Consider the following 26,532-nt stretch of genomic DNA (forward strand, 5'->3'; position numbering starts at 1 on the left):
CCTCATAGCCGCTTTCGGTGGTCCGCGCCAAACTTCCGTTTCGGCGAGCCCTCGGCGCCTCCCAGGGATGCGAGGCCCGGCATGACGGCGCGCGTCCTGGTGGTGGATGACATCGCCGCCAATCTCCGGCTGCTCGAGGCGAAGCTGCTCAACGAGTACTACGAGGTTGCCGTTGCCTCCTCCGGGCTCGAGGCGCTGGCCACCGTCGGCCGCTGGATGCCCGACGTCGTCCTGCTTGACGTGATGATGCCGGGAATGGACGGCTACGAGGTCTGTCGCCGGCTGAAGGCCCAGCCGACCACCGCGCACATCCCGGTGGTGATGGTCACCGCCCTGACGGACCAGGCCGAGCGGGTGCGCGGCCTGGAGGCCGGGGCGGACGACTTCCTCTCCAAGCCGGTGGACGACGCCACGCTGTTCGCCCGGCTGCGCGCGCTGCTGCGGATGAAGCAGGTGCTGGACGCATGGCGGCTGCGCGCCGAGACCGCCCGCGACCTGGGCTTCGAGCCGCCGCCCGGACCGCCCCCCTCGGTCGCCGGGGCAAGGGCGCTGCTGGTCAATGCCGATCCGGGCGAGGCCGAGCACCTCGCCACCGTGCTGCGTCTCGACGGGCTGAACGTCAGCGCCTCCGCCAATCCGGCCAGCGCCTGGGATGCGCTGATCGAATCGACGCCGGACGTGATGCTCCTCAGCCTCTCGCTCGATGGCGGCGATGCGCTCCGGCTCGCCTCCCGCGTGCGGGCGGAGGCGCTGACGCGCGATGTGCCGGTGGTGCTGGTCGCCGATGCCACGCAGAAGGGCCTGGTGCTGCGCGGCTTCGACCTCGGTGCCAACGACCATGTGCTGCGGCCGGTGGACCCCAACGAGCTGCGTGCCAGGGTGCGCAACCAGATCCGTCGCAAGCGTTACCAGGAACGGCTGCGTGCCGAGCTCGACCGTTCGCTGGAGATGGCGGTGACCGATCCGCTCACCGGCCTGCGCAACCGCCGCTATGTGCGCCGGCACCTGGATGCGCTGCTGCGCAACACCGGCGCCGCGGTCCTGCTGATCGACGTGGACCGGTTCAAGACCGTCAACGACACCCATGGCCATGCCGCCGGCGATGCTGTGCTGCGCGAGATCGCCGATCGCCTGCGCGCCCATCTGCGCGCCTCCGACGTGGTGGCGCGCTATGGCGGCGAGGAGTTCATCGTGGTGATGGCCGGCGCCACCAGGGAGGAGGCGCTGCTGGTGGCCGAGCGGCTGCGCAGCGCCGTGGCCGCCTCGCCGATCGGCGCCGCCGGCGTGCCGCTCGATGTCACCGTCAGCCTTGGCGTCGCGGCCGGGGAGGCGACGGCCTCATGCGACCAGGTGGTGGGGGCGGCCGACGGGGCGCTTTACCGTGCGAAGAACAATGGCCGCAATCGCGTGGAGCCGGCGCTGCCCGAGGATTGGGCTTCCGGCCCCGGCGGCGCCGACAGCGTCCGCCGCCGCGAGGCCTGAGGCCGGCACGCACGCACCGGGGGCCAGTGGGGCGGCATCGGGCAAACGCAAGCGCCCCGGCGGGCGGCCCGGCGCGGCAGGGGAGCCAGCGGCAAACCCCCCCCCCCCGGCGTGGGGGCGGGCCGCGACAGGTCAGCCGGGGCTCGTGCGGCGGGCGGCGCGCCCGCCCGACGGCTACTTGATCTTGGCTTCGCGGAAGGCGACGTGCTTGCGCGCCACCGGGTCGTACTTCTTCAGCTCGAGCTTGCCGGTGGCGGTGCGGGTGTTCTTCTTCGTGACGTAGAAATACCCCGTATCGGCGGAGCTCACGAGCTTGATCAGGACGGTGTTGGCCTTGGCCATCGGTCTGGTTCCAGTGGTCGCGACGGGTCCGGGTCAGGCCCGTCTGGTCGAAATACGGCACCGCGCACACCCAGGGGGGGGCCGGCGGAGCGCGGCAAGATAGCCGCCGCGGCCCCCAGGTCAAGGCGAAGCTTCGTGGCCGAGAGTCACGGCGGCAGGGAGGCCAGTGCGGCGGCATAGGCGGCCGGCGCCTCGATCAGCGCCTGCGCCGCACTTGCATCCGCGCTGCGCCCCTCGGCGGGCGGGCAGGTGCCGCGCAGCGCCGCCAGCTCCGAGGCCGGCGCCGAAGGCCTGGCCGCCCGCTGCCGCGCATGGGCGGCCGCCATCGGCGCCTCGCCCCCCGCCAGTTGCCTGAGCCCTGCGTCCAACACCCGCGGCCCGAGGCTGGTGCAGAGCGCCGGCAGCACGCCAAGTCCCTGGATCGGCCAGCCCGAGGGAGCGACCAGCTGCGACCAGGTAACCAGGAGCTCGCCGCGGTTCGGCAGCGGCGCCACCAGCTGGATCAGCCCCTTGCCCATGGTGGCGCTGCCCACCACCACCGCCCGCCGCCGCTCCGCCAGCGCCATGGCGACGATCTCCGCGGCCGAGGCGGTGCGGCCATCGACCAGCACCACCAGCGGCAACCCCAGCGCCAGATCCTGCCCGCCGGCCCGATAGCTGCGCGCCGCGTCCGGGTGCCGGCCCTCGGTGCGGGCGACCTCGCCCTCCGCCAGGAAGGCGTCGGCGACCGCGATCGCCTGGTTGAGCAGCCCGCCGCGATTGCCCCGCAGGTCCAGCACCACGCCGCGCGGCACCTGCTCGGCGAAGCCGTCCACCAGGGCCGCGGTGATGCGCCGCTCCGTCAGGGTCGAGAAGCCGGTCAGGCGGATCCACAATATGTCGCTGCGCCGCTCCGAGGCGACCGTCTCCGGCACCACCATCTCGCGCAGCAGCGTCACCTCGCGCCGCCGGCCGTTGCGCGAGAGGGTCAGGGCGACGGTGGAGCCCTCCGGCCCCTCCAGCAGCGACGCCGCAAGGCCTGGATCGCGCGGCCCCAGCGCGCGCCCATCCACCGCCAGCAGCCGGTCGCCGACCTGCACGCCTTCGAGGTCGGCGGGCCCGTCCGGGGTGACGGCAACCACCACGAGGAAGCGCCCCTGCACCGCCACGCGCAGCCCGAGCCCGGATTGCCCCACCCGGCGCTCCCGTGCGGCACGCGCCTCGGCCGGGGTCAGGTAGCGGCTGTAGGGGTCGAGGTGGTTGAACACCTCGTCGAAGCCCGAGGCGATCACCCGCTCCATCCCGGCCCGGCGCACCGCGGGCGAGCCGAGCCAGGCGGCCTCGTAGAAGCGCGACAGCGCGAAGCCGAGCGACTCCGCCGCCGCGGCCGGATCGGCCGTGGCCAGGCCTTCCAGCGGCAGGGCGGAAAGCGGCCGGTCCTGGAATTGCAGCCGCAGCTCGGTTTCGGTCAGCACCGGATCGAAGCGTGGGTCGAGCACGGCCAGCCCCCGCAGCGACCACAGGGCGAGGCTTGCGGGCGTGGCCGGCTCGAGGTGCCGCTCCAGCACCAGGCGCATCGACTCGGCCAGCACGCGCTGGGCCATGTCACGGGGGAAGGCGGCTGGAGGCTGCGCCGCGGCCGGGCCAAGCCAGCCGGCCAGCAGCAGCATCAGCGCCGCGAGGACTTGCCGCGCTGCCCACGCCGCGGCGGCGGCGCCCGGCGCCCGGCGGCGCGCGGATCCCCCTGCATCAGCCGGAACACCATCCCGCCGGTGCGCGGAGTCGCGGATGCCAGCTGCACCTCGACCGGCTGGCCGAGGGTGAAGGTCATGCGCGTACTGCGACCGGTCATTGCGTGACCAGCCTCGTTCAACTGCCATCGGTCGTCCGGCAAGGACGCCAGGGGTACGATTCCGCTGGCGCCGTTCTCCTCCACGGTGACGAAGAGACCGAAACGTGTCACTCCTGAAATCCGCGCCTCGAACACTTCTCCGACGCGCTGCGACATCCATGCAGCAAGGTAGCGGTCCACGGCGTCGCGTTCGGCCATGGCGGCACGGCGTTCGGTCTGGGTGATGTGCTCGCCGGTGTCGGGGAAGCGGGCCAGCTCCTCCTCCGCCAGCCCGTCGCGGCCGAGCTTCAGCCCCGCCACCAGGGCACGGTGCACCAGCAGGTCGGCGTAGCGGCGGATCGGGCTGGTAAAATGGGCGTATCTCGCCAGCGCGAGGCCGAAATGGCCGATGTTGTCGGGGCTGTACGCGGCCTGGGACTGGCCGCGCAGCACCGCCTCGTTCACCAGACGGGCCTCCGGCCTCTCCTTCACGATCTCCAGCACATGCGAGAAGTCGCGCGGGTGGATCCGGTCGCGCGGCGCCAGCTTGATGCCGAGGCCGGCGAGGAACTGCCGCAGCCCCTCCAGCTTCTCGTCGGAGGGGCGGTCGTGGATGCGGTACATGCAGGGCTGGCTCAGCCGCTCCAGCTCCTCTGCGGCCGCGACATTGGCGGCCACCATGAATTCCTCGATCAGCCGGTGCGAATCGAGCCGCGAACGCGGCACCACCGCCTGGACGTTACCCTTGGCGTCGAGCAGCACCCGGCGTTCCGGCACGTCGAGGTCGAGCGTGCCGCGCCGTTCGCGCGCCGCGAGCAGCGCAAGGAAGGCGCCGTAGAGATTCCCGAGATGGCCTTCGGGCACGCCGTCCGGGTCGCGTCCCTCGTCCCGCGCGGCCTGGACCTGTTCGTAGGTGAGGCGCGCAAAGCTGCGCATGATGCCCCGCCCGAAGCGGTGCGCGAGCTTGGTGCCGGCCTTGTCGAAGCGCATCTCGACGAAGAGGCAGCCGCGATTCTCGTCCGGCCGCAGGCTGCACCAGCCGTTGGAGAGCGCCTCCGGCAGCATCGGCACGACGCGGTCGGGGAAATAGACGGAATTGCCCCGCGCCCAGGCCTCGCGGTCGAGCGCGCTGTCCGGCTTCACGTAATGCGCGACATCGGCGATGGCGACGACGACGCGCCAGCCGCCCTCATGCGGTTCGGCGAAGACGGCGTCGTCGAAGTCGCGTGCGTCCTCGCCGTCTATGGTGACCAGCGGCAGCTTGCGCAGATCCTCGCGCCCGCGGGCGGTGACGCCCTTGGCCTTCTCGGCCTCCTGTACCGCCTCGGCGGGGAAGATGTCGGGGATGCCGTGGGCGTGGATGCAGACCAGCGAGACGCTGCGCGGCTCGCCCATCCGCCCCAGCACCTCGAGGATGCGGGCGGGGCGGGGGCCGAAGGGGCGGTGCTGCGGCAATGGCTCGGCCAGCACGATGTCGCCGGCGGCGGCGCCATTGGCGTCCGCGGGGGCGACCATCCATTCGGCGCGCTGGCGCCGGTCGGTCGGGATGATGCGGCCTTCCTCGTAGACGCCGAGGATCCGTGCGGCGCCGCCTTCGCGCACCAGGCGCTTGAAGGTCCGGCCTTCGTATTTGGTGCCACCGAGGAAGCGCAGCCGCGCCAGCACGCGCTCGCCCGGCGCCAAGGCGGGATGGCCGCGGCGTTCGGGCTGCATGAAGACCGCCGGCGGTGGGCCGTTCGCCTTGTCCCATTGCACCGGCCGCGCGATCGCGTCGCCGTCGGCATCGCTGCCGACCACCTCGACCACGGTCATCTCCGGCAGGCGATCGGGTGCGGCGACTCCCTTGCGGCCGGCGGGCGCCGCCTGGCCGGACTCCTTGAGCGAACGGAGGAGTTCACGCAGCGCCGGCCGCTGGTCGGAGGTCAGGCCGAAATGCCGCGCGATGTCGGACTTGCCGACGCGGCCGGGCGCGGCGCGAAGGAAGGCGCGGAGCTGTTCGCGGGTGGGGAGGGGGTTCTCTCCCCGCTTCCCATGCGTCTTTGCCCCGCCCAACCCTTTTCCGTGAGGGCGGGGGAGGGCTTCTGCTGCCTCCGCCGCTCTCGCGGAGGCTGGCCGGGGTGGGGGAGACCCCTTCGCCACGCGCTTCCGCGCCGCATGGCCCTTCGGCGGAGGACCGCGGCGTGGCATCTCAGCGCGCCTTGGCGCCGGCGGCCGGCTTGCGCGCCGCGGGCTTTGCCGGCGGCTTCTTCGCAGCCGGCCGCTTGGCTGCGGGCTTCTTCGCGGCCGGCTTGGCCGCCGCCTTCCTCGCCGCTGGCTTCGGCGCCGCCTCGCCATTCGGCTCGGCCTTCTTCGGCGCCGCCTTGGCCTTGCCCTTTGCGGCCTTGCCCTTGGCGCCTCCGCGCGGCGGCAGTTCCTTGCCCTTCTCGGCGAGCAGCTTCACCGCCTCGTCGAGCGTCGCCTCCTCCATCTCCATCCCGCGCGGCAGGTTGGCGATGGTCTTGCCGTGCATGGCATAGGGGCCGAAGCGGCCCTTGCGGATCTCCACCGCGACGCCGTCCTTCGGATGCTGCCCGACCAGCCGCACCTTGGCGCGCGCCTTGGCCAGCAGCTCCATCGCGCGGTTCATGCCGAGCGCAAGCACGTCGTCCCCCGGCTCCAGCGACTGGTAGACGTTGCCCAGCCGCACATAGGGGCCGAAGCGGCCGATGCCGGCGGTGATCTCGCCGCCCGTCTCGGGGTCCCGCCCCACCAGCCGCGGCAGCGAGAGCAGGCCCAGCGCCGCGTCCAGGTCGAGCGTGTCCGGGTTCATGTCGCGGGTCAGGCTGGCCCGGCGAGGCTTCACCTTCTTCCCCTTCTCGTCCTCGCTCTCCTCGCCGAGCTGGACATAGAGGCCGTACGGCCCGCGCCGCAGCGTCACGCGCTGGCCGGTCGCCTCGTCCACGCCGAGGTCGCGCTGGCCCTCGTTCAGCCCGGCCGCCCCCTGCGCCTCCGCGCCCGGTGCCGCGAGCGGCCGCGTGTAGCGGCACTCCGGATAGTTCGAGCAGCCGACGAAGGCCCCCGACCGCCCGAGCCGCAGGCCGAGCCGCCCGCCCGAACAGGCCGGGCAGGCCCGCGGGTCCGTGCCGTCGCCCTTCGCCGGGAAGAAATGCGGCCCGAGCTCCTCGTCCAGCGCCTCGATCACGTCGCTGATCTTGAGGTCGGCGGTGGCGCCGAGCGCCTTCGAGAAATCCTCCCAGAAGGCGCGCATCACCGCGCGCCAATCGGCGCGGCCGCCGGAGATGTCGTCGAGCTTCTCCTCGAGCCCGGCGGTGAAGCCCGTGTCCACGTAGCGCTCGAAGAAGGCGACGAGGAAGGCCGTCACCAGCCGCCCGCGGTCCTCCGGTATGAAGCGCCGCTTGTCCAGGCGGACATACTCCCGGTCCTGCAGCACCTGCAGGATGGAGGCATAGGTGGAGGGCCGGCCGATTCCGAGCTCCTCCAGCTTCTTCACCAGCGTCGCCTCGGAGAAGCGCGGCGGCGGCTGGGTGAAGTGCTGGTTGGCGGCGACCGCGCCCGTCTTCAGCGGGTCCTTCTCCCGCATCGGCGGCAGGGTGCGCTCATCCTCCTCCTGCTCCGCGCCAGGCGTGGCGATGCCGGCGCGCGCATCGGCCGCGCGGTCGTCCTCGTCCTCCCGGTAGAGGCGCAGGAAGCCGTCGAAGGCCACGACCGAGCCATTCGCACGCAGCTTCGTCCGCCCGGTCTCGTCGGCGATCTCCACTACCGTCTGGTCCAGCTCGGCCGACTGCATCTGGGAGGCAACGGCGCGCTTCCAGACCAGCTCGTAGAGCTTGCGCTGACGGTCATCGAGGAAGCGGGCCACCTGCTCCGGCGTGCGGGAGACGTCGGTGGGGCGGATCGCCTCGTGCGCTTCCTGCGCGTTCTTCGCCTTGGAGGCGTATTCGCGCGGTGCGCCGGGCACGTAGTCCGGGCCGAAGCTGTCCTTCACATGGTCGCGGATGGCGAAGATCGCCTCGCGCGCCATCTGCACGCCGTCGGTGCGCATATAGGTGATCAGGCCGACGGTCTCGCCGCCGATATCCACGCCTTCATAAAGCTGCTGTGCGGTGCGCATCGCCTGCTGCGCGCCCATGCCGAGCTTCCGCGAGGCTTCCATCTGCAGCGTGGAAGTCGTGAACGGGGGCGGCGGGTTCCGCCGGGTCCGCTTCTTCTCGACGCTGGCGACGCCGAACCGCCCGGCTTCCACCGCGCGCTTGGCCGCCATCGCTGTCGCTTCGTTCGGCAGGTCGAATTGTTCGAGTTTTCGCCCGTCGTGATGCGTCAGCCGGGCGGTGAAGGCCGCGCCGGCCGGGGTCTGGAACCGTGCCTCGACGGTCCAGTATTCCCGCGCCCGGAAGGCCTCGATCTCGGCTTCCCGCTCGCATATCAACCTGAGCGCGACGGACTGCACGCGCCCCGCCGACTTGCTGCCCGGCAGCTTGCGCCACAGCACCGGCGAAAGGTTGAACCCCACCAGGTAGTCCAGCGCCCGGCGCGCGAGATAGGCCTCGATCAGCGGCGTATCCAGGTCGCGCGGCGCCTTGATCGCGGTCTGGATGGCGCGCTTGGTGATCTCGTTGAAGGTGATGCGGTTGACCTCGACGCCCTTCAGCGCGCCGCGGCGGGCCAGCATGTCCTTCACATGCCAGGAGATCGCCTCGCCCTCGCGATCCGGGTCGGTCGCCAGGAACAGGCGCCGCGCGCCCTTCAGCGCCTTGGCGATGGCCGAGACCTGCCGGTCGCCCCGCTCATCGGCCTCCCAGTCCATGGCGAAATCCTCCTCCGGGCGGACGGAGCCGTCCTTGGGGGGGAGGTCGCGGACATGGCCGAAGGAGGCGAGGACCGTGAAGTCGCCGCCGAGGTACTTGTTGATGGTCTTGGCCTTGGCGGGGCTCTCGACCACGACGACGTCAGTCATCTCTGGGGTGTTCGCCTTGGTATGTGCCTCGCGCCGCGCCGGCCCCTCGGGTCAGCGTGCAGCCCGCACGACTCGGTTGCCGGGCAGGGCTTCCACCAGCCCGGACAACTCCAGGTCAAGCAGTATCGCCTGCACGGCTGGCAGCGAGAGGTGGCAGCGCCGGACCAGATCGTCAACGGCCACGGGTGCAGGGCCAATCAATTCAAGAACTTCACCCGGTATCCCGGGCAGGGAGGGGGCCTTTGCGGCAGCTTCGGCTGCTGCATCCGTCGCCGGGCGGACTCGGAACAGCGGCAGTTCGCGCGGCGCGGCGGGCAGGTTGGCGAGCACGTCCTCGGCGCCCTCGACCATGTGCGCACCTTGGCGGATCAGGTCGTTCGACCCCCGGCAGCGCGGGTCGAGCGGGCTGCCCGGCACGGCGAAGACCTCCCGCCCCGCCTCCAGCGCCAGGCGGGCGGTGATCAGGCTGCCCGAACGTGGCGCGGCCTCGACCACCACCACGCCCAGCACCATGCCGGCGACGATCCGGTTGCGGCGCGGGAAATGCCGGGCGAGCGGCGCGGTACCGAGCGGCGCCTCCGCCACCACCGCCCCGCCCTCGGCGGCGATGCGCGCCTGCAACGCCGCGTTCTCCGGCGGATAGGGCTTGTCGAGTCCGCCGGCGACCACCGCGACGGTGCGGCCATGGGCATTGAGTGCGCCGAGATGCGCCGCCGCATCCACCCCGCGCGCCAAGCCGGAGGTGACGACGATCCCGCCGGTGGTCAGCCCGGCGGCGATCTCCTCCGCAATCCGCCGCCCGCCGGCGGAGGCGGCCCGCGCCCCGACCACGCCGACCTGCCGGCGCAGCAGCACCGAGGCATCGCCCAACACCCCCAGCACCGGCGGCGGATCCTCGGTGGCGGTAAGCAACTCCGGATAGCCGGGCTCTTCCAGATGCAGCCATGTGCCGCCGAGCCGGGCAAGCTCCTCCATCTCCCGCTCCGCTGCCTCGGCGGGAAACACGGTGACGACGCGCCCGGCGGCGGCGGCGATGCGGGGCAGAGCCTCCAGCGCGGCGCGCGCGCTGCCATGGCGGTCAAGCGCACGGCGGAAGCTGGCGGGGCCGACGCCTTCGGTGCGCGCCAGGCGCAGCCGGGCGACAGCCTCCGCCGCGTTCACGCCGGCGCCCTGTCTCCCTTCCCGCTCATGCGGGGAAGGGTCACGGTGGGGGAGACCCGATTCAACGCTTGGTCCCGACGCGCGGCTCAGTCCCGGCAATCAGGCGGGCGATGTTCGGCCGGTGCCGCCAGGTGATCAGCAGGGCGAGCGCCAGCGCGAACAGCACCAGGGTCGGGTTGCCGAACACCAGGGCGGCGACCGGCGCCACCGCGCAGGCGGCCAGCGCGCCGGCCGAGGAGATGCGCGTCGCCGCGAAAACGGCGCCCCACGTCGCCAGCGCGACCGCGCCGAGCCACCAAGCCGCGGCGAGCAGCACGCCGGCGCCAGTGGCGACCCCCTTGCCGCCCTTGAAGCCGAGCCAGACGGGGAAGGCGTGGCCGGCCATGGCCGCGACGCCGGCGACCAGCGCCGCGTCCTCGCCCCACGACCAGCGGGCGATCAGCAGCGCTGCCGCGCCCTTCACCACGTCCAGCGCCAGCGTCGCAGCGGCCAGGCCCTTGTTGCCGGTGCGCAGCACATTGGTGGCGCCGATATTGCCGGACCCGATCGCGCGGATGTCGCCCAACCCCGCCGCCTTGGTCAGGATCAGCCCATACGGCACCGAGCCGAGCAGGTAGCCGAGGATCGCGGCGAGGATCAGCGCCATCAGCCGAAGACCCTTCGCCCGTTCTTCCAGGTGCCGAGCACGCGGCCTTCCAGCGCGCGGCCGTCGAAGGGGGTGTTCTGCGCCTTGCCCGGCAGCTTGCCCGCCTCCACGCGCCAGCCGCGCTCCGGGTGGAACAGTACCAGGTCGCCCGGCGCGCCCTTGGCCAGCCGCCCGGCCTCGATCCCGAGCAGCTTCGCCGGCCGCGCGGTGAGCAGGTCCAGCGCCTGGAGCAGCGCCAGGTCGCCGCCATGTACGCGGGCGAGGGTGACGGCCAGCAGCGTCGCCAGCCCCGCCCCGCCGGGCTCGGCCTGGGCGAAGGGCAGGCGCTTGTCGTCGGCGTCGCGCGGCTGGTGGTCGGAGGCGATGGCGTCGATCGTCCCATCCTTCAGCGCCTGCACCACCGCCAGCCGGTCGGCCTCGTCGCGCAACGGCGGCGAGAGTTTGGCGTATGTGCGGTATTCGCCGATCGCCGTCTCGTTGAGGTCGAAATAGGGCGGCGCGGTGTCGCAGGTGACGCGCAGCCCGAGCACGCGCGCGGCGCGGATATGGGCGAGCGCGGCGGCGGTGGAGACATGGGCGAAATGCACATGCCCGCCGGTGATCTTCGCCAGCTCGATGTCGCGGGCGACCATCATCGCCTCGGCCGCGACCGGGATGCCGGGCAGGCCCATGCGGGTGGCGCGCTCGCCCTCGGTTGCGGCGCCGCCGGCGGCGAGGCTGGGCTCCTCCGGATGCTGCACCACGAAGCTGCCGAAGGCACGGGCGTAGGACAGCGCCAGGCGCATGGTCCGCGCATTGCCGATGGCCCGCCTGCCATCGGTGAAGGCGATCGCGCCGGCCTCCCGCAGCAGGCCGTATTCTGAAAGATCCTTGCCCTGGCAGCCTGCGGTGGCGGCGGCATAGGGCAGGATGGTGAGGCAGCCCGTCATCTCGCCGCGGCGCACGACGAACTGCACCAGGGCGGGGTCGTCGATGGCCGGGTCGGTGTCGGGCAGGGCGCAGAGCGTGGTGACGCCGCCGGCCGCGGCCGCCAGCGCGGCGGAAGCAATGGTCTCCCGATGCTCTGCCCCCGGCTCGCCGAGCGCGGCGCGGAGGTCCACGAGGCCGGGGGCGAGGCAGGCGCCGTTGCCCTCTATCACCAGCGCGCCCTCGGGCCTGCCGAGGTTTGCGCCATGGTCGGCGATGATGCCGTCCTGCAGCAGCAGGTCGCCTTGTCGGTCGAGGCCGCTGGCGGGGTCGAGCAGCCGGACACTGGTGAAGAGGATCGGCGTCATGCGTTGCGCCTGAGCCCCTGCGCCAGCGTGTCCAGCACCGCCATGCGCACCGCGACGCCCATCTCCACCTGCTCGCCGATCACGCTGCGAACGGGGTCGTCCGCCACAGCGCTGTCGATCTCGACACCGCGGTTCATCGGGCCGGGATGCATGACGATGGCATCCGGCTTCGCCCAGGCCAGCTTCTCGGCATCCAGCCCGTAGAACCGGAAGAACTCGCGCGCGGAGGGCACCAGGCCGCCGGTCATCCGCTCCTTCTGCAGCCGCAGCATCATCACCACGTCGGCGTCCTGGAGGCCCGTGCGCATCTCGTGGTGCACCTCCACGCCGAGCCTGGCCGCCTCCGCCGGGATCAGCGTCGGCGGACCCACGATGCGCACGCGGGCGTTCATGGTCAGCAGTAGGTGGATGTTGCTGCGCGCCACACGCGAATGCAGCACATCGCCGCAGATCGCGACCGTCAGCCCCTCCAGCCGGCCTTTGCGGCGGCGGATGGTCAGCGCATCCAGCAGCGCCTGGGTCGGGTGCTCATGGGTGCCGTCGCCGGCATTGATCACCGCCGCGTCCACCTTCTGCGCCAGCAGCGCCGGCGCGCCGGACTGCCCGTGGCGCACCACCAGCAGGTCGGTCTGCATGGCGTTCAGCGTGGAGGCGGTGTCCAGCAACGTCTCGCCCTTGTTCACCGAGCTGGTCGAGACCGACATGTTGACGATGTCCGCACCCAGCCGCTTGCCGGCCAGCTCGAAGCTGGTCCGGGTGCGGGTGCTGTCCTCGAAGAACAGGTTGATCAGCGTGCGGCCCTTGAGCAGGTCGCGCTGGGTCTTCCCCTGCCGGTTGAGCAGCGCATAGCTCTCGGCCAGGTCCAGCAGGTCGGCGATGTAGGGCGGCTCCAGGCCTTCGACGGCGAGGAGATGGCGGAAGGGGTAGGGCACGGCCGGGACAATAGGCGGGCGGCCGGGGATTCGGCCAGTCCGGCCGAACCACGCCCGGCGCGGCGTCCGCTGCGGCAGCCTATTCCGGGGAAGGCGGCGCCGCCCGTCCGGTCGCGTCCAGCGCGGCCTGGAGCATGTAGGCCGCCGCCGCGGCGTCCACCCGCGCGGCGCGCTTCGCGCGTGTCACGTCCGCCTCGATCATCGCCCGGTTGACCGCGGCGGAGGAAAGCCGCTCGTCCCAGAAGGCGACCGGTAGCCCGGCCGCCTCGGCCAGCGCCCGGCCCCAATCCTTCGCCGCCTGCGCCGCGGGGCCGAAGGAGCCGTCCATGCCGAGCGGCAGCCCGACGACCATCCCGCCCGCGCCCTCCTTCCGCGCGACCGCGGCGACCTCCGCCGCATTCGCCGCCAGCTTTCCACGCTTCACCGCGCCATAGGGCGAGGCCAGCACCAGCGTCACGTCGGATAGCGCCAGCCCGATCAGCCGGGCGCCCGGGTCCACCCCGATCAGGCGCTGGTTCCGCCCCAGCCCGGCCCGCAGCTCCATCAGGTTGAACACCGCCATGGGCGCCGTTATGGTCCGCGGCTTGCCGCCAGGCAAATAGTTGGTTTTTCAAGGACATTGCCAAAGCCATGTCGCTCGACACCGCCACGGTGAAGCGTATCGCCTCGCTCGCCCGGATCAGACTGGAGGCGGAGGAAGTCGGCCGCATGCAGGCCGAACTCAACGGCATCCTCGGCTGGATCGAGCAACTCCAGGCGGTGGACACGGAGGGTGTGGAGCCGATGGCCGGCGGGGCGCCGGAAGGCCAGCCGGCGATGCGCATGCGCGAGGACAAGGTGACGGACGGCGACCTGCACGAGGCGGTGCTGGCGAACGCGCCGGACCGCATGGGCGCCTATTTCGGCGTGCCGAAGGTGGTGGAGTGATGCGCCCGACCGATTACACGCTGAAGGGTGCGCTGGACGCGCTGGCTTCGGGCGAGACCACCTCGGTCCAGCTCACCGAGGCGTTCCTGGACGCCATCGCGCGGCTGAATCCGCGCCTCAACGCCTTCATCACCGTGACCGGCGAGCAGGCGCTGGAAGCCGCGAAGGCCTCCGATGCGCGCCGCGCCGCCGGGCAGGCGGGTCCGCTGGAAGGCGCGCCGATCGCCATCAAGGACCTGTTCTGCACGGCGGGCACGCAGACCACCGCGGGCAGCGCGATCCTGCGCGGCTTCGTGCCGCCCTACGAGAGCACCGTCAGCGCCAACCTGCTGCGCGACGGCGCGGTGTTCCTGGGCAAGGTGAACCTGGACGAGTTCGCCATGGGCTCGTCGAACAGCACCAGCGCCTATGGCCCGGTGGAGAACCCGTGGTCGCGCGCCAACGATCCCGACACGCGGCTGGTGCCGGGCGGGTCCTCCGGCGGCTCGGCCGCCGCGGTGGCGGCGCGGCTGGCGCTCGGCGCGACGGCAACCGACACCGGCGGCTCCATCCGCCAGCCCGCCGCCTTCTGCGGCATCGCCGGCATCAAGCCGACCTATGGCCGCTGCTCGCGCTACGGCATCGTCGCCTTCGCCTCCTCGCTCGACCAGGCGGGGCCGGTGGCGCGCACGGTGGAGGATTGCGCGATCCTGCTGAGATCCATGGCCGGCTTCGACCCGAGGGACGCGACCAGCGCCGACCTGCCGGTGCCCGACTTCGCCGCCGCCTGCGGGCGTTCCGTGAAGGGGCTCCGCATCGGCGTGCCGAAGGAATACCGCCTGGACAACATGCCGCCGGAGATCGAGGCGCTGTGGCAGCAGGGCCTGCAATGGCTGCGCGACGAGGGCGCCGAGACGATCGAGATCAGCCTGCCGCACACGAAATACGCACTACCGACCTACTACGTGGTCGCGCCGGCGGAGGCGTCCTCCAACCTCGCGCGCTATGACGGCGTACGGTTCGGCATGCGCGAGGTGGCGCCGGGCGGCGACTTGCGCGACCTCTATGAGCGCACGCGTGCCAAGGGCTTCGGGCAGGAGGTGCGCCGGCGCATCATGATCGGCACCTATGTGCTGAGCGCAGGCTACTACGATGCCTACTACCTCAAGGCGCAGAAGGTGCGCGCGCTGATCCGCCGCGACTTCGAGCAGGCCTGGGGCAAGGTGGACGCCATCGTCACGCCGGCGACGCCCTCCGCCGCCTTCGGCATGGACGAGAAGCAGGACGATCCGGTGACGATGTACCTCAACGACGTCTTCACCGTGACGGCGAACCTCGCCGGCCTGCCGGGTATCGCCGTGCCGGCGGGGCTGGATGCGTCCGGCCTGCCGCTCGGGCTGCAGGTGATCGGCAAGCCCTTCGACGAGGAAACCTGCTTCTCCGTCGGCGCCGCGATCGAGCGTGCGGCCGACTTCACGGCCCTGCCGGGGATCCGCGCATGAGCTACACCATCGAAGGCAACACCGGTCCTTGGGAACTGGTGATCGGGCTCGAAGTGCACGCCCAAGTCACCTCGCAGTCCAAGCTGTTCAGCGGCGCCGCCACCGCCTTCGGCGCCGAGCCGAACAGCCAGGTGTCGTTCATCGACGCCGGCTTCCCCGGCATGCTGCCGGTGATCAACCGCGAATGCGTGGCGCAGGCGGTGCGGACCGGGCTCGGCCTCAATGCGGAGATCAATCTCTGGTCCCGCTTCGACCGGAAGAACTACTTCTACGCCGACCTGCCGCAGGGCTACCAGATCAGCCAGTACGCGCACCCGATCGTCGGCACCGGCCAGGTCGAGATCACGCTCGGGGACGGCAGCACCAAGACCGTCGGCATCACCCGCCTGCACCTGGAGCAGGATGCCGGCAAGTCGCTGCACGACCAGCACCCGACCAAGAGCTTCATCGACCTGAACCGCTCCGGCGTGGCGTTGATGGAGATCGTCAGCGAGCCCGACATGCGCTCGCCCGAGGAAGCCGGCGCATACCTGACCAAGCTGCGGCAGATCCTGCGCTATCTCGGCACCTGCGACGGCAACATGGACGAGGGCTCCATGCGGGCCGACGTCAACGTCTCCGTCCGCAAGGCGGGCGAGGGCTATCGCACGCGCTGCGAGGTGAAGAACGTCAACTCCGTGAAGTTCGTCATGCAGGCCGTCGAGGCCGAGGCGCGGCGGCAGATCGAGGTATGGGAATCCGGCGGCACGGTCGAGCAGGAAACCCGCCTGTTCGACACCCAGCGCGGCGTGACGCGGTCCATGCGCTCCAAGGAGGATGCGCATGACTACCGCTACTTCCCCGAGCCCGACCTGCCACCGCTGGTGCTGGACAAGGATTGGGTGGAGCAGCTGAAGGCATCGCTGCCCGAACTGCCGGATGTCCGCCGCGCACGCTATGTCGCCATGGGCCTCACGCCGTATGACGCGCATGTGCTGACGCTGGAGAAGGAGACGGCTTCCTTCTTCGAGACGGTGGCGAAGGGCCGCGACGCGAAGACGGCGGCGAACTGGGTGACCGGCGATTTCTTCGCGGCCCTCAACCGCCTGAAGCGCGACATCACGGACCCGCCGGTGACGGCCGAGAACCTGGGTGCGTTGCTCGATCTCATCGCCGACAAGACCATCTCCGGCAGCCTCGCCAAGCAGGTCTTCGAGGCGATGATCGAGACGGGCAAGGCACCCGGCGTGATCGTGGAGGAGCGCGGCCTGAAGCAGGTCACCGACACCGGCGCGATCGAGGCGGCGGTGGCCGACGTGCTGGCGAAGAACGCCGACAAGGTGGCGGAGTACCGCTCCGGCAAGGACAAGCTGTTCGGCTTCTTCGTCGGCCAGACCATGAAGGCCATGCAGGGCAAGGGAAACCCCGCCCTGGTGAACGAGGTGGTCCGCAAGCAGCTCGGCTGAGGCCGCCGCGCCCTCGCGTTGCGGGGGCGTCCCGGCGCATGCTCTCCTTGGCGGGTGCGCGGAGTCGGGACGATGGACCAGCAACCACCGGGGCCGGGCGGCGTGGGCGGCACGATCGAGCGCGCCCTGGCCTTGATCGTGGTCGGCGCCGTGCTGGTCGGCATCCTCGCGGTGCTCTGGCCCTTCGCCACCGCCATCATGTTCGGCGCCATCCTGGCCATCGCCCTTTGGCCGCTGCGCGACGCCCTGGTGGCGCGCGGGGTGCGCCCGGGCTGGGCGGCGGCGGTGATGCTGCTCGTGGTGCTCTGCGCGGTGGTCGGGCCGACGCTGCTGGTCGCCCCCGGCCTGGTCGCTGCCATCAACGGCGGCATGGCCTGGGCACGCGAGGCAATCCTGGTCGCGCCGGAGGCGCCGCCCGACTGGCTCGGCGGCCTGCCCCTGGTCGGGGAGCGGATCACCGCCGGCTGGGCGAAGCTCTCCGAGGCGCGCAGCGATCTCGGCGGCCTCGTCGCGCCCTATGCGCTGCGGATCCAGCAGGTGCTGCTGAGCGTCGCCGGCGGGCTGGCCGACAGCCTGCTTCAGATGCTGCTCGCTCTCGTCGTTGCGGCGATGCTCTGGACCAACGGCGACGCCATCGCCGAGCCGCTGCGCTACGGCGCCGGGCGGATCGGCGGCCCGACCGGCATCCAGTCGCTCGAGACCGCCGCCTCGGCGGTGCGTGCGGTCGCCTATGGCGTGGTCGGCACCTCGGTGGCGCAGGGCATACTGGCGGGTATCGGCTATGCCATCGCGGGCGTGCCGGCCGCGGCGCTGCTCGGCTTCCTCACCCTGGTCTTCTCCATCAGCCAGATCCTCGGCCCGCTGGTGGTGGTGATGTGGGCCGGCGCTGCCTGGTGGCTGTTCGAACAGGGCACCACCGTCTGGGCGATCTTCATGGCAGCCTGGGGGCTGCTGGTGGTCTCCTCGAGCGACAACGTGCTGCGCCCGCTGCTGATCAAGCGCGGCGTGCAGATGCCGCTCTCGATCATCATCCTCGGCGTCTTCGGCGGCTTCGTCGCCTTCGGCTTCCTCGGCCTGTTCATCGGGCCGGTGCTGCTGGCGGTCGGCCTCGTCATGCTCCGCGCCTGGCGCTCGGCGACGGCGCCGGTCTGACGCCGCCGCCGAGACCGGAATTGCCCGGGCTGTGTCCGGGCAACTCGGGTCCAGCCATTCAGGAGCCGGCGATCCGGGCTGGCCTGCTCAGGCCCGCCGCACGCCCCAGGGATAGGGCATGCTGCCCTTCTGGTGCCCCGTCAGGTTGTTGCGGTACGCCGTGCGCATGGTGAACTGCCCGAGCGGCACGGTCGCCACATCGTCCTGTGCCAGCTTGTTCAGCTCGTTCGCCAGGCTGAGCTGCCGCGCGGCATCCGGCGCGTCGAGCCAGGCCTGCACCAGCTCCATCGAGCGCGGGCTGGTGTACCAGCCGAACCAACCACTCTGCCCCGGCCCCTTCACGATCGAGGAGATCGCCGGGTTGAGGTAGGCCAGCGCCGAGCCATAGGTGTGGAAGATGCTCCACCCGCCCTGGTCCACCGGCTGCTGCCGCACGCGGCGCTGCACCACCGTGCCCCAGTCGGTCTCCACCAGCTCGACATTCATGCCGATGCGCTTCAGCCGGTCCGCGGTCACCTGTCCGTGCGGCCCGATCAGCGGGAAGTCCGTGGGGTTGATGATCACCACCTTCTCGCCGTTGTAGCCGCTGGCCTGCAATGCCGCGCGCGCCCGGTCCAGGTTGCGCGGCGGCGCGTTGACCGGCGAGAGGTCCTCGGTGCCGAGCGGCGTGCCGCAGGGGAACAGGCTGCGGCATTCGCGCCAGACGCTCTGGTCGTCGCCGAGCGTCGCGCGCATGTACTCGCTCTGCTCCACCGCCAGGGCCACCGCCTGGCGCGTCGCGCGGTTGTTGAACGGCGCCTGCAGGTGATTGAGCCGCATGATGGACATGATGCCGTAGGGGTTCAGCACATCCACCTTGACGCTGCGGTTGCGCTGCAGCGTGGGGATCAGGTCCGGCAGCGGCTGGTCCAGCCAGTCCACCTCGCCGGCCTGCAGCGCCGCGGCGGCGGTCGCGGGGTCGGGCAGGATGTGCCATTCGATCCGCGGGAAATGCGCGATCTTGCCGCCCGAGGCGCTGTCCACCGGCTCGCTGCGCGGGCGATAGCCGTCGAACTTCGCATAGGCGAGGCGGCTGCCGGCGACGAATTCGTCGGGCAGGAAGCGATAGGGGCCGCTGCCCACCACCTCGCTGACCTGGCTGTTGGCATCGGTCCGCGCCAGGCGTTCGGGCATGATGAAGGGCACGCTCGCATCGGGCTTGGCGAGTGCGTCGAGCACCAGCGCGAAGGGGCGCTTGAGGCGGATTTCCAGCGTGCGGTCATCGGCCGCGCGCCATTCATCCACCCGCTCCGCCAGGATCTGCCCGAAGGGATCGCGCTTCGACCAGCGCGCCAGCGAGGCCGCGCAATCGGCCGCACGCACCGGCTCGCCATCATGGAAGCGCAGGCCCTCGCGCAGGCGGATGCGCCACACGCGGCCATCGGCCGAGACCTCGTGCCCCTCCGCCATCTGCGGCTTCGGGCGCAGCTGGCCGTCCATGGCGAACAGCGTGTCGTAGACGTGGTAGCCGTGCATCTGCGTGACGATCGCCGTGGTCCAGATCGGATCCAACGTGGCGATGTTGGCCTGCGGCACGAAGCGCAGCGTGTCGGTGCGGGCCGGCTGGGCGAGGCTCGGCGCAGCAAGCCCGGCGGCGGCGAGGCCGGCCCCGGCGCGGAACAGCGTACGGCGATGCATGGTGTTTCCTTCCCCAGTTCCCGTGGTTGGGGAAAGGCTAGGCGTGCCAGGCGTCGCCGGTCAACGTGCCGCTATGGGATGCAGATCGCGGCGCGTGCCTCGGCATATCCCTGCTTGAGGCGCGCGATCACCTCGGCGGCTGGCGGCGCATCCGCGATCGAGCCGACGCCCTGGCCGGCGCCCCAGATGTCCTTCCATGGCCGCACGCGGTTGCTGCCGAAGCTCATCTTCGACTTGTCCGCTTCCGGTAGCGCATCGGGATCGAGACCCTGCGCGGCGATGGAGGGCTTGAGGTAGTTGCCGTGCACGCCGGAGAAATACGGCGTGTAGACGATGTCCGCGGCACTGCTCTCGACGATCATCCGCTTGTAGCGCGCATCGGCATTGGCTTCCGCGGTCGCGATGAAGCGCGTGCCCATATAGGCAAGGTCGGCGCCCATCGCCTGCGCCGCCAGGATCTGCCGCCCCTCGGTGATGGCGCCCGACAGCACGATCGGCCCGTCCCAGATCCGCCTGACCTCGGCGACCAGCGCGAAGGGCGAGAGCGTGCCGGCATGCCCGCCGGCACCGACCGCCACCAGGATCAGCCCGTCCACGCCCACCTCCAGCGCCTTCGCCGCGTGGCGCAGGTTGGTGACGTCATGGAAGACGAGGCCGCCCCAATCGTGCACCCGCTTCACCACCTCGCCCGGCGCGCGTAGCGACGTGATGATCATCGGCACCCGGTGTGCCTCGCAGATGCCGAGGTCGTGTTCCAGCCGGTCATTGGAGCCGTGGACGATCTGGTTCACCGCGAAGGGCGCGTCCTGCGGGCCGAGTGCGTCGCGGATGCGCGTCAGCCAGGCATCCAGCTCTTCCTTCGGGCGCGCGTTCAGCGCCGGGAAGGACCCGACGATGCCGCCGCGGCACTGCGCGATCACCAGCTCCGGGTTGGAGACGATGAACATCGGCGAGGCGATGACGGGCAGCGCCAGCTTCTGCAGGATCGGCGGCAGCGACATGCAACAATCCGGACGGTGGGCGGCGGCAGCTTGCCCGGCGGCGCCCGGCGCGTCCATCCGGCCTTGCCTGTCCGCTTGACCGGCGGAGGGCCATGCGCGATCACCGCCGCGAACGAGGAGGCAGGCGGGCATGGCCGGACCGGTGCGCTACGAGGTCGCCGATGGCATCGCGGTGGCGACGATCTCCGCGCCGCCAGTCAATGCGCTCTCCGCCGCGCTGCGCGCCGCGCTGGCCGAGGCGGTGACGCGCGCGGCGGAGGATGCCACGGTTCGCGCCCTCGTGATCGCCGCCGAGGGCCGCACCTTCATCGCCGGCGCCGACATCTCCGAATTCGGCAAGCCGCCGGTGCTGCCGGGCCTTTCGGAGGTGATCGCGCTGCTCGATGCCTGCCCGAAGCCGACCGTCGCTGCGATCCACGGCGCGGCGCTCGGCGGCGGGCTCGAGGTAGCGATGGGCTGCACGGCGCGTGTGCTCGGCCCGGCCGCGAAGCTGGGCCTGCCGGAGGTGAAGCTCGGCATCCTGCCCGGCGCAGGTGGCACGCAGCGCGCACCGCGGCTGATGGGGGCGGGGGCGGCGCTGCGCCTGATGACATCGGGCGATCCGCTCGGCGCCAGGGACGCCGTGGCCGCCGGCCTCGGCGATTTGCTGGCCGAGGGCGACCTGCTCGCGGCGGCGAAGGCCCATGCGGCGAAGCTGGCGGCCGGCCCCTTGCCGAAGCCCGTTTCCGCGCGCGACGAAAATCTTGGCCCACGCGAGGCCTTCGAGAAGGAAGCCGCCGCGCTGGCGAAGCGCGCCGCGACGGAGCCGCAGATCGCCGCCTGCATCGCCTGCGTTCGCAATACCTTCGACCTGCCCTTCGCCGAGGGACTGGCGCAGGAGCGCGCGGCCTTCGAGCGCCTGGTGCGCGACCCGCGCAGCAAGGCGCTGCGCCACGTCTTCTTCGCCGAGCGCGAGGCGGCGAAGATCGCCAACATTCCCGCCGGTACCAGGCCGCGCGAGGTGAAGCGCGCGGCGGTGCTCGGCGCCGGCACAATGGGTGCGGGCATCGCGATGTGCTTCGCCAATGCCGGCATCCCGGTGCGCGTCATCGAAACCGACGAGCCGGCCATGCAGCGCGGCATTGCCCGCATCCGCGCGACCTACGAGGCCAGCGTGAAGCGCGGCAGCCTGACGCCGGAGACACGCGATGCGCGCATGGCGCTGATCGAGGGTGCGGTCGGCCTCGAGAGCGCCAACGACGCCGACATGATCGTCGAGGCCGTGTTCGAGGAGATGGGGCTGAAGAAGCAGGTCTTCGCCACGCTGGATCGTGTGGCCAAGCCGGGTGCGGTGCTGGCCTCCAACACCTCCTATCTCGACATCGACGAGATGGCGGCCGCCACCTCCCGCCCCGGCGACGTGCTGGGCATGCATTTCTTCTCGCCGGCGAACGTGATGAAGCTGCTGGAAGTGGTGCGCGCGAAGCAGACCGCCCCCGATGCGCTGGCCACCGCCGCCGAGATCGGCCGGAAGCTAGGCAAGGTGCCGGTGGTGGTGGGTGTCTGCTTCGGCTTCGTCGGCAACCGCATGCTGTCGCGCCGCACCGCGCAGGTGGAACGCCTGCTGCTGGAAGGCGCGCTGCCGGAGCAGGTGGACAAGGCGCTGACCGATTTCGGCTTCCGCATGGGGCCCTGCGCAATGAGCGACCTGGCCGGCCTCGATATCGGCTGGCGCATCCGGAAGGCCACCGGCAAGCGCGCGCCGGTGGCCGATGCGCTGTGCGAGGCCGGCCGCCTCGGCCAGAAGACCGGCAAGGGCTTCTTTCTGTACCCCGAAGGCAGCCGCAGCGGGGTGCCCGATCCCGAGGTCGCCGAACTCATCGAGAGGATCAGCGCGCGGGAAGGCGTCGCGCGGCGGGCCATCGACCAGACGGAGATCCTCGACCGCCTGCTGCTGCCGATGGTGAACGAGGGCGCGTGCATCCTGGAGGAAGGCGTCGCCGCGCGCCCGGGCGACATCGATGTGGTCTGGCTGCACGGCTACAACTGGCCCGCCTGGACCGGAGGGCCGATGCACTGGGCCAATGCGCGCGGGCTGCGGGAGATCGCCGCACGGCTCGACGGCTTCGCGCAGGCGACCGGCGACGAGAGCCTGAAGCCGGCGCCGCTGCTGGCGCGGCTGGCCACGGAGGGCGGCAGCTTCGCGGGACTGAAGACCGGCTGATGCCCCATCCCTGGGAAGCCAGCTACCCGCCCGAGTGCCGGTGGGACGTGCCCATCGCCGAGGGCACGCTGCCCGGCTTCCTGGACCACATCGCCGCGCGCTTCGGTGAGCGTCCCGCGATCGAGTATCGCGGCCAGGTGCTGAGTTATGCGCAGCTGAAGACCCTGTCGGACCGCGTCGCGGCGGGGCTGATGGCAATGGGTATCGGGCGGGGCGATTGCGTGGCGCTCTACCTGCCGAACACGCCGTGGCATCCGCTCTGCTTCTTCGCGGTGCTGCGCACCGGCGCGCGGGTGGTGCATCTCTCGGCGCTCGATGCGAAGCGCGAGCTGGCGCACAAGCTGCGCGATTCCGGCGCGACGCTGCTGATCACCACCGGCTTCGCGTCGCTGCTCGCCAATGCCGAATGGCTGCTGGAGGAAGGCGCGGTGCCGCGCGGGCTGCTCGCGCCGGACGCGCGTTGGGGAGGAGAGGACGCGGCGAACGATCTCGCGCCGCTGCCGGAAGCCGATCCGCCGTCCGAATGGCCCGCGCTGGCGCCGGCCGATCTGGCGCTGCTGCAATACACCGGCGGCACGACGGGCATCCCGAAGGGTGCGATGCTGACGCATGGCAATCTCACCGCCGCCGTCGCCATCTACAAGGCGTGGCGCGACAGCACCTCGTTGCCGGAAGGCGAGGGGCGCGTGCTGCTGGTGCTGCCGCTGTTCCACATCTTCGCCTTGACATCGGTGCTGCTGCGGCAGCTCTCCGAAGGCAACCTGCTGCATCTGCGCACGCGCTTCGACGCTGCGCAGGCGGTGGCGGACATCGAGCGCCTGCGTATCACCAACTTCGCCGGCGTGCCGACGATGTGGATCGGCATCCTGAACACACCGGGCGTGGAGCCGGCAAAGTTCTCGTCGCTCCGCCAGGCGACCTCCGGCGGCGCCCCGATGCCCTTCGAGGTGCAGCAGAGGCTGGAGGCGCTGATCGGCCGGCGCATCGGCGGCGGCTGGGGCATGACGGAAACCTGCCCCGCCGGCACGCGCCTGCCGCCCGACGCGCCGCGCCGTGCGGGGCTGATCGGCCTGCCGCTGCCAGGGATCGAGCTGCGCATCGTCGATCCCGATCAGCCGACTCGCGCCCTGCCACCCGGCGAGGTCGGCGAGATGGCAATCCGCGGCCCCAACGTCTTCGGCGGCTACTGGCAGCGCGAGGCCGAAAGCCGCGCCGCCTTCGCCGATGGCTGGTTCCTGACCGGCGACATGGGCTGGATGGACGAGGCCGGCTATTTCACGCTGGTGGATCGCCGCAAGAACATGATCCTGTCGGGCGGATTCAACGTCTATCCCGCGCAGATCGAGCAGGCGATCTACGAGCATCCCGCCGTCGCCGAATGCATCGTCCTCGGCATCGCGGACGAGTACCGCGGCCAGGCAGCGAAGGCCTATGTCGCCCTGAAGCCGGGCGCCGGGGGCTTCACGCTGGAAGATCTGCGCGGCTTCCTTGCCGACCGGCTCGGGAAGCACGAATTGCCGGCAGCGCTGGAGATCCGCGACTCGCTTCCGAAGAGCCCCGCGGGCAAGCTGCTGGCCAGCGCGCTGCGTGACGAGACCAGGGAGTAGGCCGCATGGACCTCCGCTACACGCCGGACGAGATCGCATTCCGCGATGAATTGCGTGCGTTCTTCCGGGCGAAGGTGCCGGCCGAGATCCGCCGCAAGATCAGCGAGGGCCGCGCCCTGGCACGCGAGGACTACGTCACCAGCCAGCGCATCCTGCACGCCGCCGGCCTGGCGACGCCGAACTGGCCGGTGGAATGGGGCGGCAAGGACTGGTCGCCGGTGCAGCGCTACATCTGGGTGGAGGAGCTGCAGGCCGCCGCGGTGCCGCAGCCGCTCGGCTTCAACGTCACCATGGTCGGCCCGGTCATCGCCACCTTCGGCAGCGAGGCGCAGAAGCAGCGCTTCCTGCCGCCGACCGCCAATCTCGATATCTGGTGGGCGCAGGGCTTCTCCGAACCCGGCGCGGGCTCCGACCTCGCCAGCCTGAAGACCACCGCGCGGCGCGAGGGGGACGAGTTCGTCGTCAACGGGCAGAAGACCTGGACCACGCTCGGGCAGTATGCCGACTGGATCTTCTGCCTGGTGCGCACCGATCCCGGCGCGCGCAAGAAGCAGGAAGGCATCTCCTTCATCCTGGTCGACATGAAGACGCCGGGCGTCACCGTGCGGCCGATCATCACCATCGATGGCGGGCATGAGGTGAACGAGGTGTTCTTCGACGAGGTGCGCGTGCCGGCGGAGAACCTGGTCGGCCAGCTCAACAAGGGCTGGGACTACGCGAAGTTCCTGCTGTCCAACGAGCGCATCGGCATCGCCCGCATCGGCATGACGAAGGAACGCCTCGCCCGCGTGAAGCGCCTCGCGCAGGAGACGCCGGCCGGCGAGGGGACGGTGTGGGACGACCCCGACTTCCGCCGCCGCCTCGCCTGGTCCGAGATCGAGCTGAAGGCGCTGGAGATCACCCAGATGCGGGTGGTCGCCGCGCAGCGCAGCCGGGCGGCGGACAAGCCCGACCCCTCCTCCTCGATCCTCAAGATCAAGGGCAGCGAGATCCAGCAGCAGGCGACGCAATTGCTGATGGAGATTGCCGGCCCCTACGCCGCGCCGCGCCCTGATCGCGACGAGGAAGGGCTGAACCTGCCCTCCGTCGGCCCCGACTGGGCCGATGCCGCGGCGCCGCTGTTCTTCAACTACCGCAAGGTCTCGATCTATGGCGGCAGCAACGAGATCCAGCGCAACATCATCGCCAAGGCCTTTCTAGGCCTTTGAAGTGCGCGGCACTTGCCGCGGGCCCCGTTCGGGGCCTCGCCGCGCAACTGCGCGGCGCCCGTTGCCAAGCTTTGTGCGGGTGTGACCGACCATGGATTTCGACCTCACCGACGACCAGCGCCTGCTCGCCGACAGCGTCAACCGTCTCGTCGCCGACCGCTACGCCGATTTCGAGAAGCGCAAGGCGTATATCGCCGCGCCGAACGGCTACGCCGCCGCGAACTGGGCCGCGATGGCGGAGATGGGCCTGCTCGGCCTGCCACTGACCGAGGAGCAGGGCGGCTTCGGCGGTGGCCCGGTCGAGACGCTGCTGGTCATGGAAGCCTTCGGCCGCGGCCTGGTGGTGGAGCCCTACCTCGCCACCGTGGTCCTCGGCCTTGGCCTGGTCCGTCGTGCCGGCGCGGATGCCGAGCTGCTGGCGCAGGTCGCGGCCGGCGAGCTCACGCTCGCCTTCGCGCACCAGGAACGCCAGGCGCGGCATGACCTGCACGATGTGGCCACCACCGCCCGGCGCGATGGCGACGCCTGGCTGCTGGATGGCGCCAAGGGCGTGGTGCTGCATGGCGACAGCGCGGACCGCGTGATCGTCTCCGCCCGCACTCGCGGTGCGCGGCGCGACCGCGACGGCATCGGCCTGTTCCTGCTGGACCCCGCCACGCCGGGCGTCACCCGCCGGGGCTATGCCACCCAGGACGGGCTGCGCGCCGCCGAGATCGTGCTGGAGGGCGCGCGCGCCACGTTGCTCGCCGACAACGCCCTGGCGCTGATCGAGCTCGTCACCGATGAGGCGATTGCCGCGCTCTGCGCCGAGGCGCTCGGCGCGATGGAGACGCTGCGGGACCTGACGGTGGACTATCTCAAGACGCGCCAGCAATTCGGCCGCCCGATCGGCGAGTTCCAGGCGCTGCAGCACCGCGCCGCCGACATGCTCGTCGCCACCGAGCAGGCGCGCAGCATGACCATGTACGCCGCGATGATGGTGCAGGAGGCGGACGCCGCCGCTCGCGGCACCGCGCTTTCGGCCGCCAAGGCGCTGGTCGGGAAGCTTGCGGACCAGCTCGGGAAGGAGGCGGTGCAGCTGCACGGCGGCATCGCCATGACCGAGGAGTACAAGGCCGGCCACTACTTCAAGCGGCTTGCAATGTTCGGCGTGCTGTTCGGCGACGTGGATCACCATCTCCGGCGGGTCGTGGCGGCCGGCGGCCTCCCGGATTAGGGTGGCGCCGTAAC

20 protein-coding genes are annotated in these 26,532 nt (G+C 71.4%); 9 read left to right on the plus strand and 11 right to left on the minus strand.

All coding sequences use genetic code 11. The features are described 5' to 3' along the window. Window positions 1-81 precede the first annotated feature (81 nt). The gene (locus ACESM1_RS13390; RefSeq protein ID WP_372620800.1) at window positions 82-1,482 is read left to right on the plus strand and encodes a PleD family two-component system response regulator; all 1,401 of its coding nucleotides are present in this window, start codon (window positions 82-84) and stop codon (window positions 1,480-1,482) included. A gap of 174 nt (window positions 1,483-1,656) precedes the next feature. On the opposite strand, the gene rpmG is transcribed toward ACESM1_RS13390, so the two are convergent. The 9 genes from rpmG to ruvX form a co-directional block, all read right to left on the minus strand. Continuing rightward, window positions 1,657-1,824, minus strand: coding sequence for a 50S ribosomal protein L33 (gene rpmG, locus ACESM1_RS13395; protein ID WP_137176670.1), 168 nt, complete (start codon window positions 1,822-1,824; stop codon window positions 1,657-1,659). Window positions 1,825-1,970: 146 nt separating this feature from the next. After that, a complete protein-coding gene (locus ACESM1_RS13400) occupies window positions 1,971-3,473 on the minus strand; it encodes a S41 family peptidase (RefSeq protein WP_372620801.1) in 1,503 nt (500 codons plus the stop codon). Beyond that, window positions 3,473-5,686: a ribonuclease R gene (gene rnr, locus ACESM1_RS13405; protein WP_372620802.1), complete on the minus strand. Its 2,214-nt coding sequence runs from the start codon at window positions 5,684-5,686 to the stop codon at window positions 3,473-3,475. Before rnr ends, ACESM1_RS13400 begins: the two co-directional genes overlap by 1 nt. Window positions 5,687-5,822: 136 nt before the next feature. After that, a complete protein-coding gene (gene topA / locus ACESM1_RS13410) occupies window positions 5,823-8,588 on the minus strand; it encodes a type I DNA topoisomerase (protein ID WP_372620804.1) in 2,766 nt (921 codons plus the stop codon). 51 nt (window positions 8,589-8,639) lie between these two features. Beyond that, complete coding sequence (gene dprA, locus ACESM1_RS13415) at window positions 8,640-9,749, minus strand: DNA-processing protein DprA (protein ID WP_372620806.1); 1,110 nt, start codon at window positions 9,747-9,749, stop codon at window positions 8,640-8,642. 61 nt (window positions 9,750-9,810) lie between these two features. After that, window positions 9,811-10,395, minus strand: coding sequence for a glycerol-3-phosphate 1-O-acyltransferase PlsY (gene plsY, locus ACESM1_RS13420; protein WP_372620807.1), 585 nt, complete (start codon window positions 10,393-10,395; stop codon window positions 9,811-9,813). Then, window positions 10,395-11,669, minus strand: a complete 1,275-nt coding sequence (gene pyrC / locus ACESM1_RS13425; RefSeq protein WP_372620809.1) for a dihydroorotase — start codon at window positions 11,667-11,669, stop codon at window positions 10,395-10,397. The genes plsY and pyrC overlap by 1 nt, the downstream gene beginning before the upstream one ends. After that, window positions 11,666-12,601, minus strand: a complete 936-nt coding sequence (locus tag ACESM1_RS13430) for an aspartate carbamoyltransferase catalytic subunit (RefSeq protein WP_372620811.1) — start codon at window positions 12,599-12,601, stop codon at window positions 11,666-11,668. Before ACESM1_RS13430 ends, pyrC begins: the two co-directional genes overlap by 4 nt. A gap of 79 nt (window positions 12,602-12,680) precedes the next feature. After that, window positions 12,681-13,163 carry a Holliday junction resolvase RuvX gene (gene ruvX / locus ACESM1_RS13435; protein ID WP_372620813.1) on the minus strand — a complete coding sequence of 161 codons (483 nt, stop codon included), beginning with the start codon at window positions 13,161-13,163 and terminating at the stop codon, window positions 12,681-12,683. Window positions 13,164-13,231: 68 nt separating this feature from the next. Here ruvX and gatC point away from each other — a divergent pair, with 68 nt between their 5' ends. The 4 genes from gatC to ACESM1_RS13455 all read left to right on the plus strand — a co-directional run bounded on the left by gatC (window position 13,232) and on the right by ACESM1_RS13455 (window position 17,606). After that, window positions 13,232-13,528: an Asp-tRNA(Asn)/Glu-tRNA(Gln) amidotransferase subunit GatC gene (gatC, locus tag ACESM1_RS13440; protein ID WP_372620815.1), complete on the plus strand. Its 297-nt coding sequence runs from the start codon at window positions 13,232-13,234 to the stop codon at window positions 13,526-13,528. Continuing rightward, on the plus strand, window positions 13,528-15,009 hold the full coding sequence (gene gatA / locus ACESM1_RS13445; protein WP_372620817.1) for an Asp-tRNA(Asn)/Glu-tRNA(Gln) amidotransferase subunit GatA: 1,482 nt from the start codon (window positions 13,528-13,530) through the stop codon (window positions 15,007-15,009). The genes gatC and gatA overlap by 1 nt, the downstream gene beginning before the upstream one ends. Then, window positions 15,006-16,454, plus strand: coding sequence for an Asp-tRNA(Asn)/Glu-tRNA(Gln) amidotransferase subunit GatB (gene gatB, locus ACESM1_RS13450; RefSeq protein WP_372620818.1), 1,449 nt, complete (start codon window positions 15,006-15,008; stop codon window positions 16,452-16,454). The genes gatA and gatB overlap by 4 nt, the downstream gene beginning before the upstream one ends. 72 nt (window positions 16,455-16,526) lie before the next feature. Continuing rightward, complete coding sequence (locus ACESM1_RS13455; protein WP_372620819.1) at window positions 16,527-17,606, plus strand: AI-2E family transporter; 1,080 nt, start codon at window positions 16,527-16,529, stop codon at window positions 17,604-17,606. 87 nt (window positions 17,607-17,693) lie between these two features. On the opposite strand, the gene ACESM1_RS13460 is transcribed toward ACESM1_RS13455, so the two are convergent. Further along, window positions 17,694-19,283: an ABC transporter substrate-binding protein gene (locus tag ACESM1_RS13460; RefSeq protein ID WP_372620821.1), complete on the minus strand. Its 1,590-nt coding sequence runs from the start codon at window positions 19,281-19,283 to the stop codon at window positions 17,694-17,696. Between the two features lie 71 nt (window positions 19,284-19,354). Beyond that, window positions 19,355-20,284 carry an NAD(P)H-dependent flavin oxidoreductase gene (locus ACESM1_RS13465; RefSeq protein WP_372620823.1) on the minus strand — a complete coding sequence of 310 codons (930 nt, stop codon included), beginning with the start codon at window positions 20,282-20,284 and terminating at the stop codon, window positions 19,355-19,357. Window positions 20,285-20,414: 130 nt separating this feature from the next. Here ACESM1_RS13465 and ACESM1_RS13470 point away from each other — a divergent pair, with 130 nt between their 5' ends. The 4 genes from ACESM1_RS13470 (at window position 20,415) to ACESM1_RS13485 (ending at window position 26,518) form a co-directional block, all read left to right on the plus strand. Beyond that, window positions 20,415-22,487 carry a 3-hydroxyacyl-CoA dehydrogenase NAD-binding domain-containing protein gene (locus ACESM1_RS13470; protein WP_372620825.1) on the plus strand — a complete coding sequence of 691 codons (2,073 nt, stop codon included), beginning with the start codon at window positions 20,415-20,417 and terminating at the stop codon, window positions 22,485-22,487. Continuing rightward, the gene (locus ACESM1_RS13475) at window positions 22,487-24,094 is read left to right on the plus strand and encodes an AMP-binding protein (protein ID WP_372620827.1); all 1,608 of its coding nucleotides are present in this window, start codon (window positions 22,487-22,489) and stop codon (window positions 24,092-24,094) included. Before ACESM1_RS13470 ends, ACESM1_RS13475 begins: the two co-directional genes overlap by 1 nt. Before the next feature lie 5 nt (window positions 24,095-24,099). Next, the gene (locus tag ACESM1_RS13480; RefSeq protein WP_372620829.1) at window positions 24,100-25,302 is read left to right on the plus strand and encodes an acyl-CoA dehydrogenase family protein; all 1,203 of its coding nucleotides are present in this window, start codon (window positions 24,100-24,102) and stop codon (window positions 25,300-25,302) included. 91 nt (window positions 25,303-25,393) lie between these two features. Further along, a complete protein-coding gene (locus tag ACESM1_RS13485) occupies window positions 25,394-26,518 on the plus strand; it encodes an acyl-CoA dehydrogenase family protein (RefSeq protein ID WP_372620830.1) in 1,125 nt (374 codons plus the stop codon). The last annotated feature ends 14 nt before the right edge of the window (window positions 26,519-26,532 follow it).

It is taken from the genome of Falsiroseomonas sp., assembly GCF_041690465.1.
In the GTDB taxonomy this organism is placed as follows: domain Bacteria; phylum Pseudomonadota; class Alphaproteobacteria; order Acetobacterales; family Acetobacteraceae; genus Falsiroseomonas.

Excerpts from the sequence above, each read along its gene's own strand:
- ACESM1_RS13455 (WP_372620819.1), top strand. The coding sequence starts at position 16,527 with ATGGACCAGCAACCACCGGGGCCGGGCGGCGTGGGCGGCACGATCGAG.
- pyrC (WP_372620809.1), bottom strand. The coding sequence starts at position 11,669 with ATGACGCCGATCCTCTTCACCAGTGTCCGGCTGCTCGACCCCGCCAGC.
- rpmG (WP_137176670.1), bottom strand. The coding sequence starts at position 1,824 with ATGGCCAAGGCCAACACCGTCCTGATCAAGCTCGTGAGCTCCGCCGAT.
- gatB (WP_372620818.1), top strand. The coding sequence starts at position 15,006 with ATGAGCTACACCATCGAAGGCAACACCGGTCCTTGGGAACTGGTGATC.
- ACESM1_RS13470 (WP_372620825.1), top strand. The coding sequence starts at position 20,415 with ATGGCCGGACCGGTGCGCTACGAGGTCGCCGATGGCATCGCGGTGGCG.
- topA (WP_372620804.1), bottom strand. The coding sequence starts at position 8,588 with ATGACTGACGTCGTCGTGGTCGAGAGCCCCGCCAAGGCCAAGACCATC.
- ACESM1_RS13460 (WP_372620821.1), bottom strand. The coding sequence starts at position 19,283 with ATGCATCGCCGTACGCTGTTCCGCGCCGGGGCCGGCCTCGCCGCCGCC.
- gatA (WP_372620817.1), top strand. The coding sequence starts at position 13,528 with ATGCGCCCGACCGATTACACGCTGAAGGGTGCGCTGGACGCGCTGGCT.
- ACESM1_RS13485 (WP_372620830.1), top strand. The coding sequence starts at position 25,394 with ATGGATTTCGACCTCACCGACGACCAGCGCCTGCTCGCCGACAGCGTC.
- ACESM1_RS13475 (WP_372620827.1), top strand. The coding sequence starts at position 22,487 with ATGCCCCATCCCTGGGAAGCCAGCTACCCGCCCGAGTGCCGGTGGGAC.
- plsY (WP_372620807.1), bottom strand. The coding sequence starts at position 10,395 with ATGGCGCTGATCCTCGCCGCGATCCTCGGCTACCTGCTCGGCTCGGTG.
- ACESM1_RS13480 (WP_372620829.1), top strand. The coding sequence starts at position 24,100 with ATGGACCTCCGCTACACGCCGGACGAGATCGCATTCCGCGATGAATTG.
- ACESM1_RS13400 (WP_372620801.1), bottom strand. The coding sequence starts at position 3,473 with ATGCTGCTGCTGGCCGGCTGGCTTGGCCCGGCCGCGGCGCAGCCTCCA.
- ACESM1_RS13465 (WP_372620823.1), bottom strand. The coding sequence starts at position 20,284 with ATGTCGCTGCCGCCGATCCTGCAGAAGCTGGCGCTGCCCGTCATCGCC.
- gatC (WP_372620815.1), top strand. The coding sequence starts at position 13,232 with ATGTCGCTCGACACCGCCACGGTGAAGCGTATCGCCTCGCTCGCCCGG.
- ACESM1_RS13390 (WP_372620800.1), top strand. The coding sequence starts at position 82 with ATGACGGCGCGCGTCCTGGTGGTGGATGACATCGCCGCCAATCTCCGG.
- ruvX (WP_372620813.1), bottom strand. The coding sequence starts at position 13,163 with ATGGCGGTGTTCAACCTGATGGAGCTGCGGGCCGGGCTGGGGCGGAAC.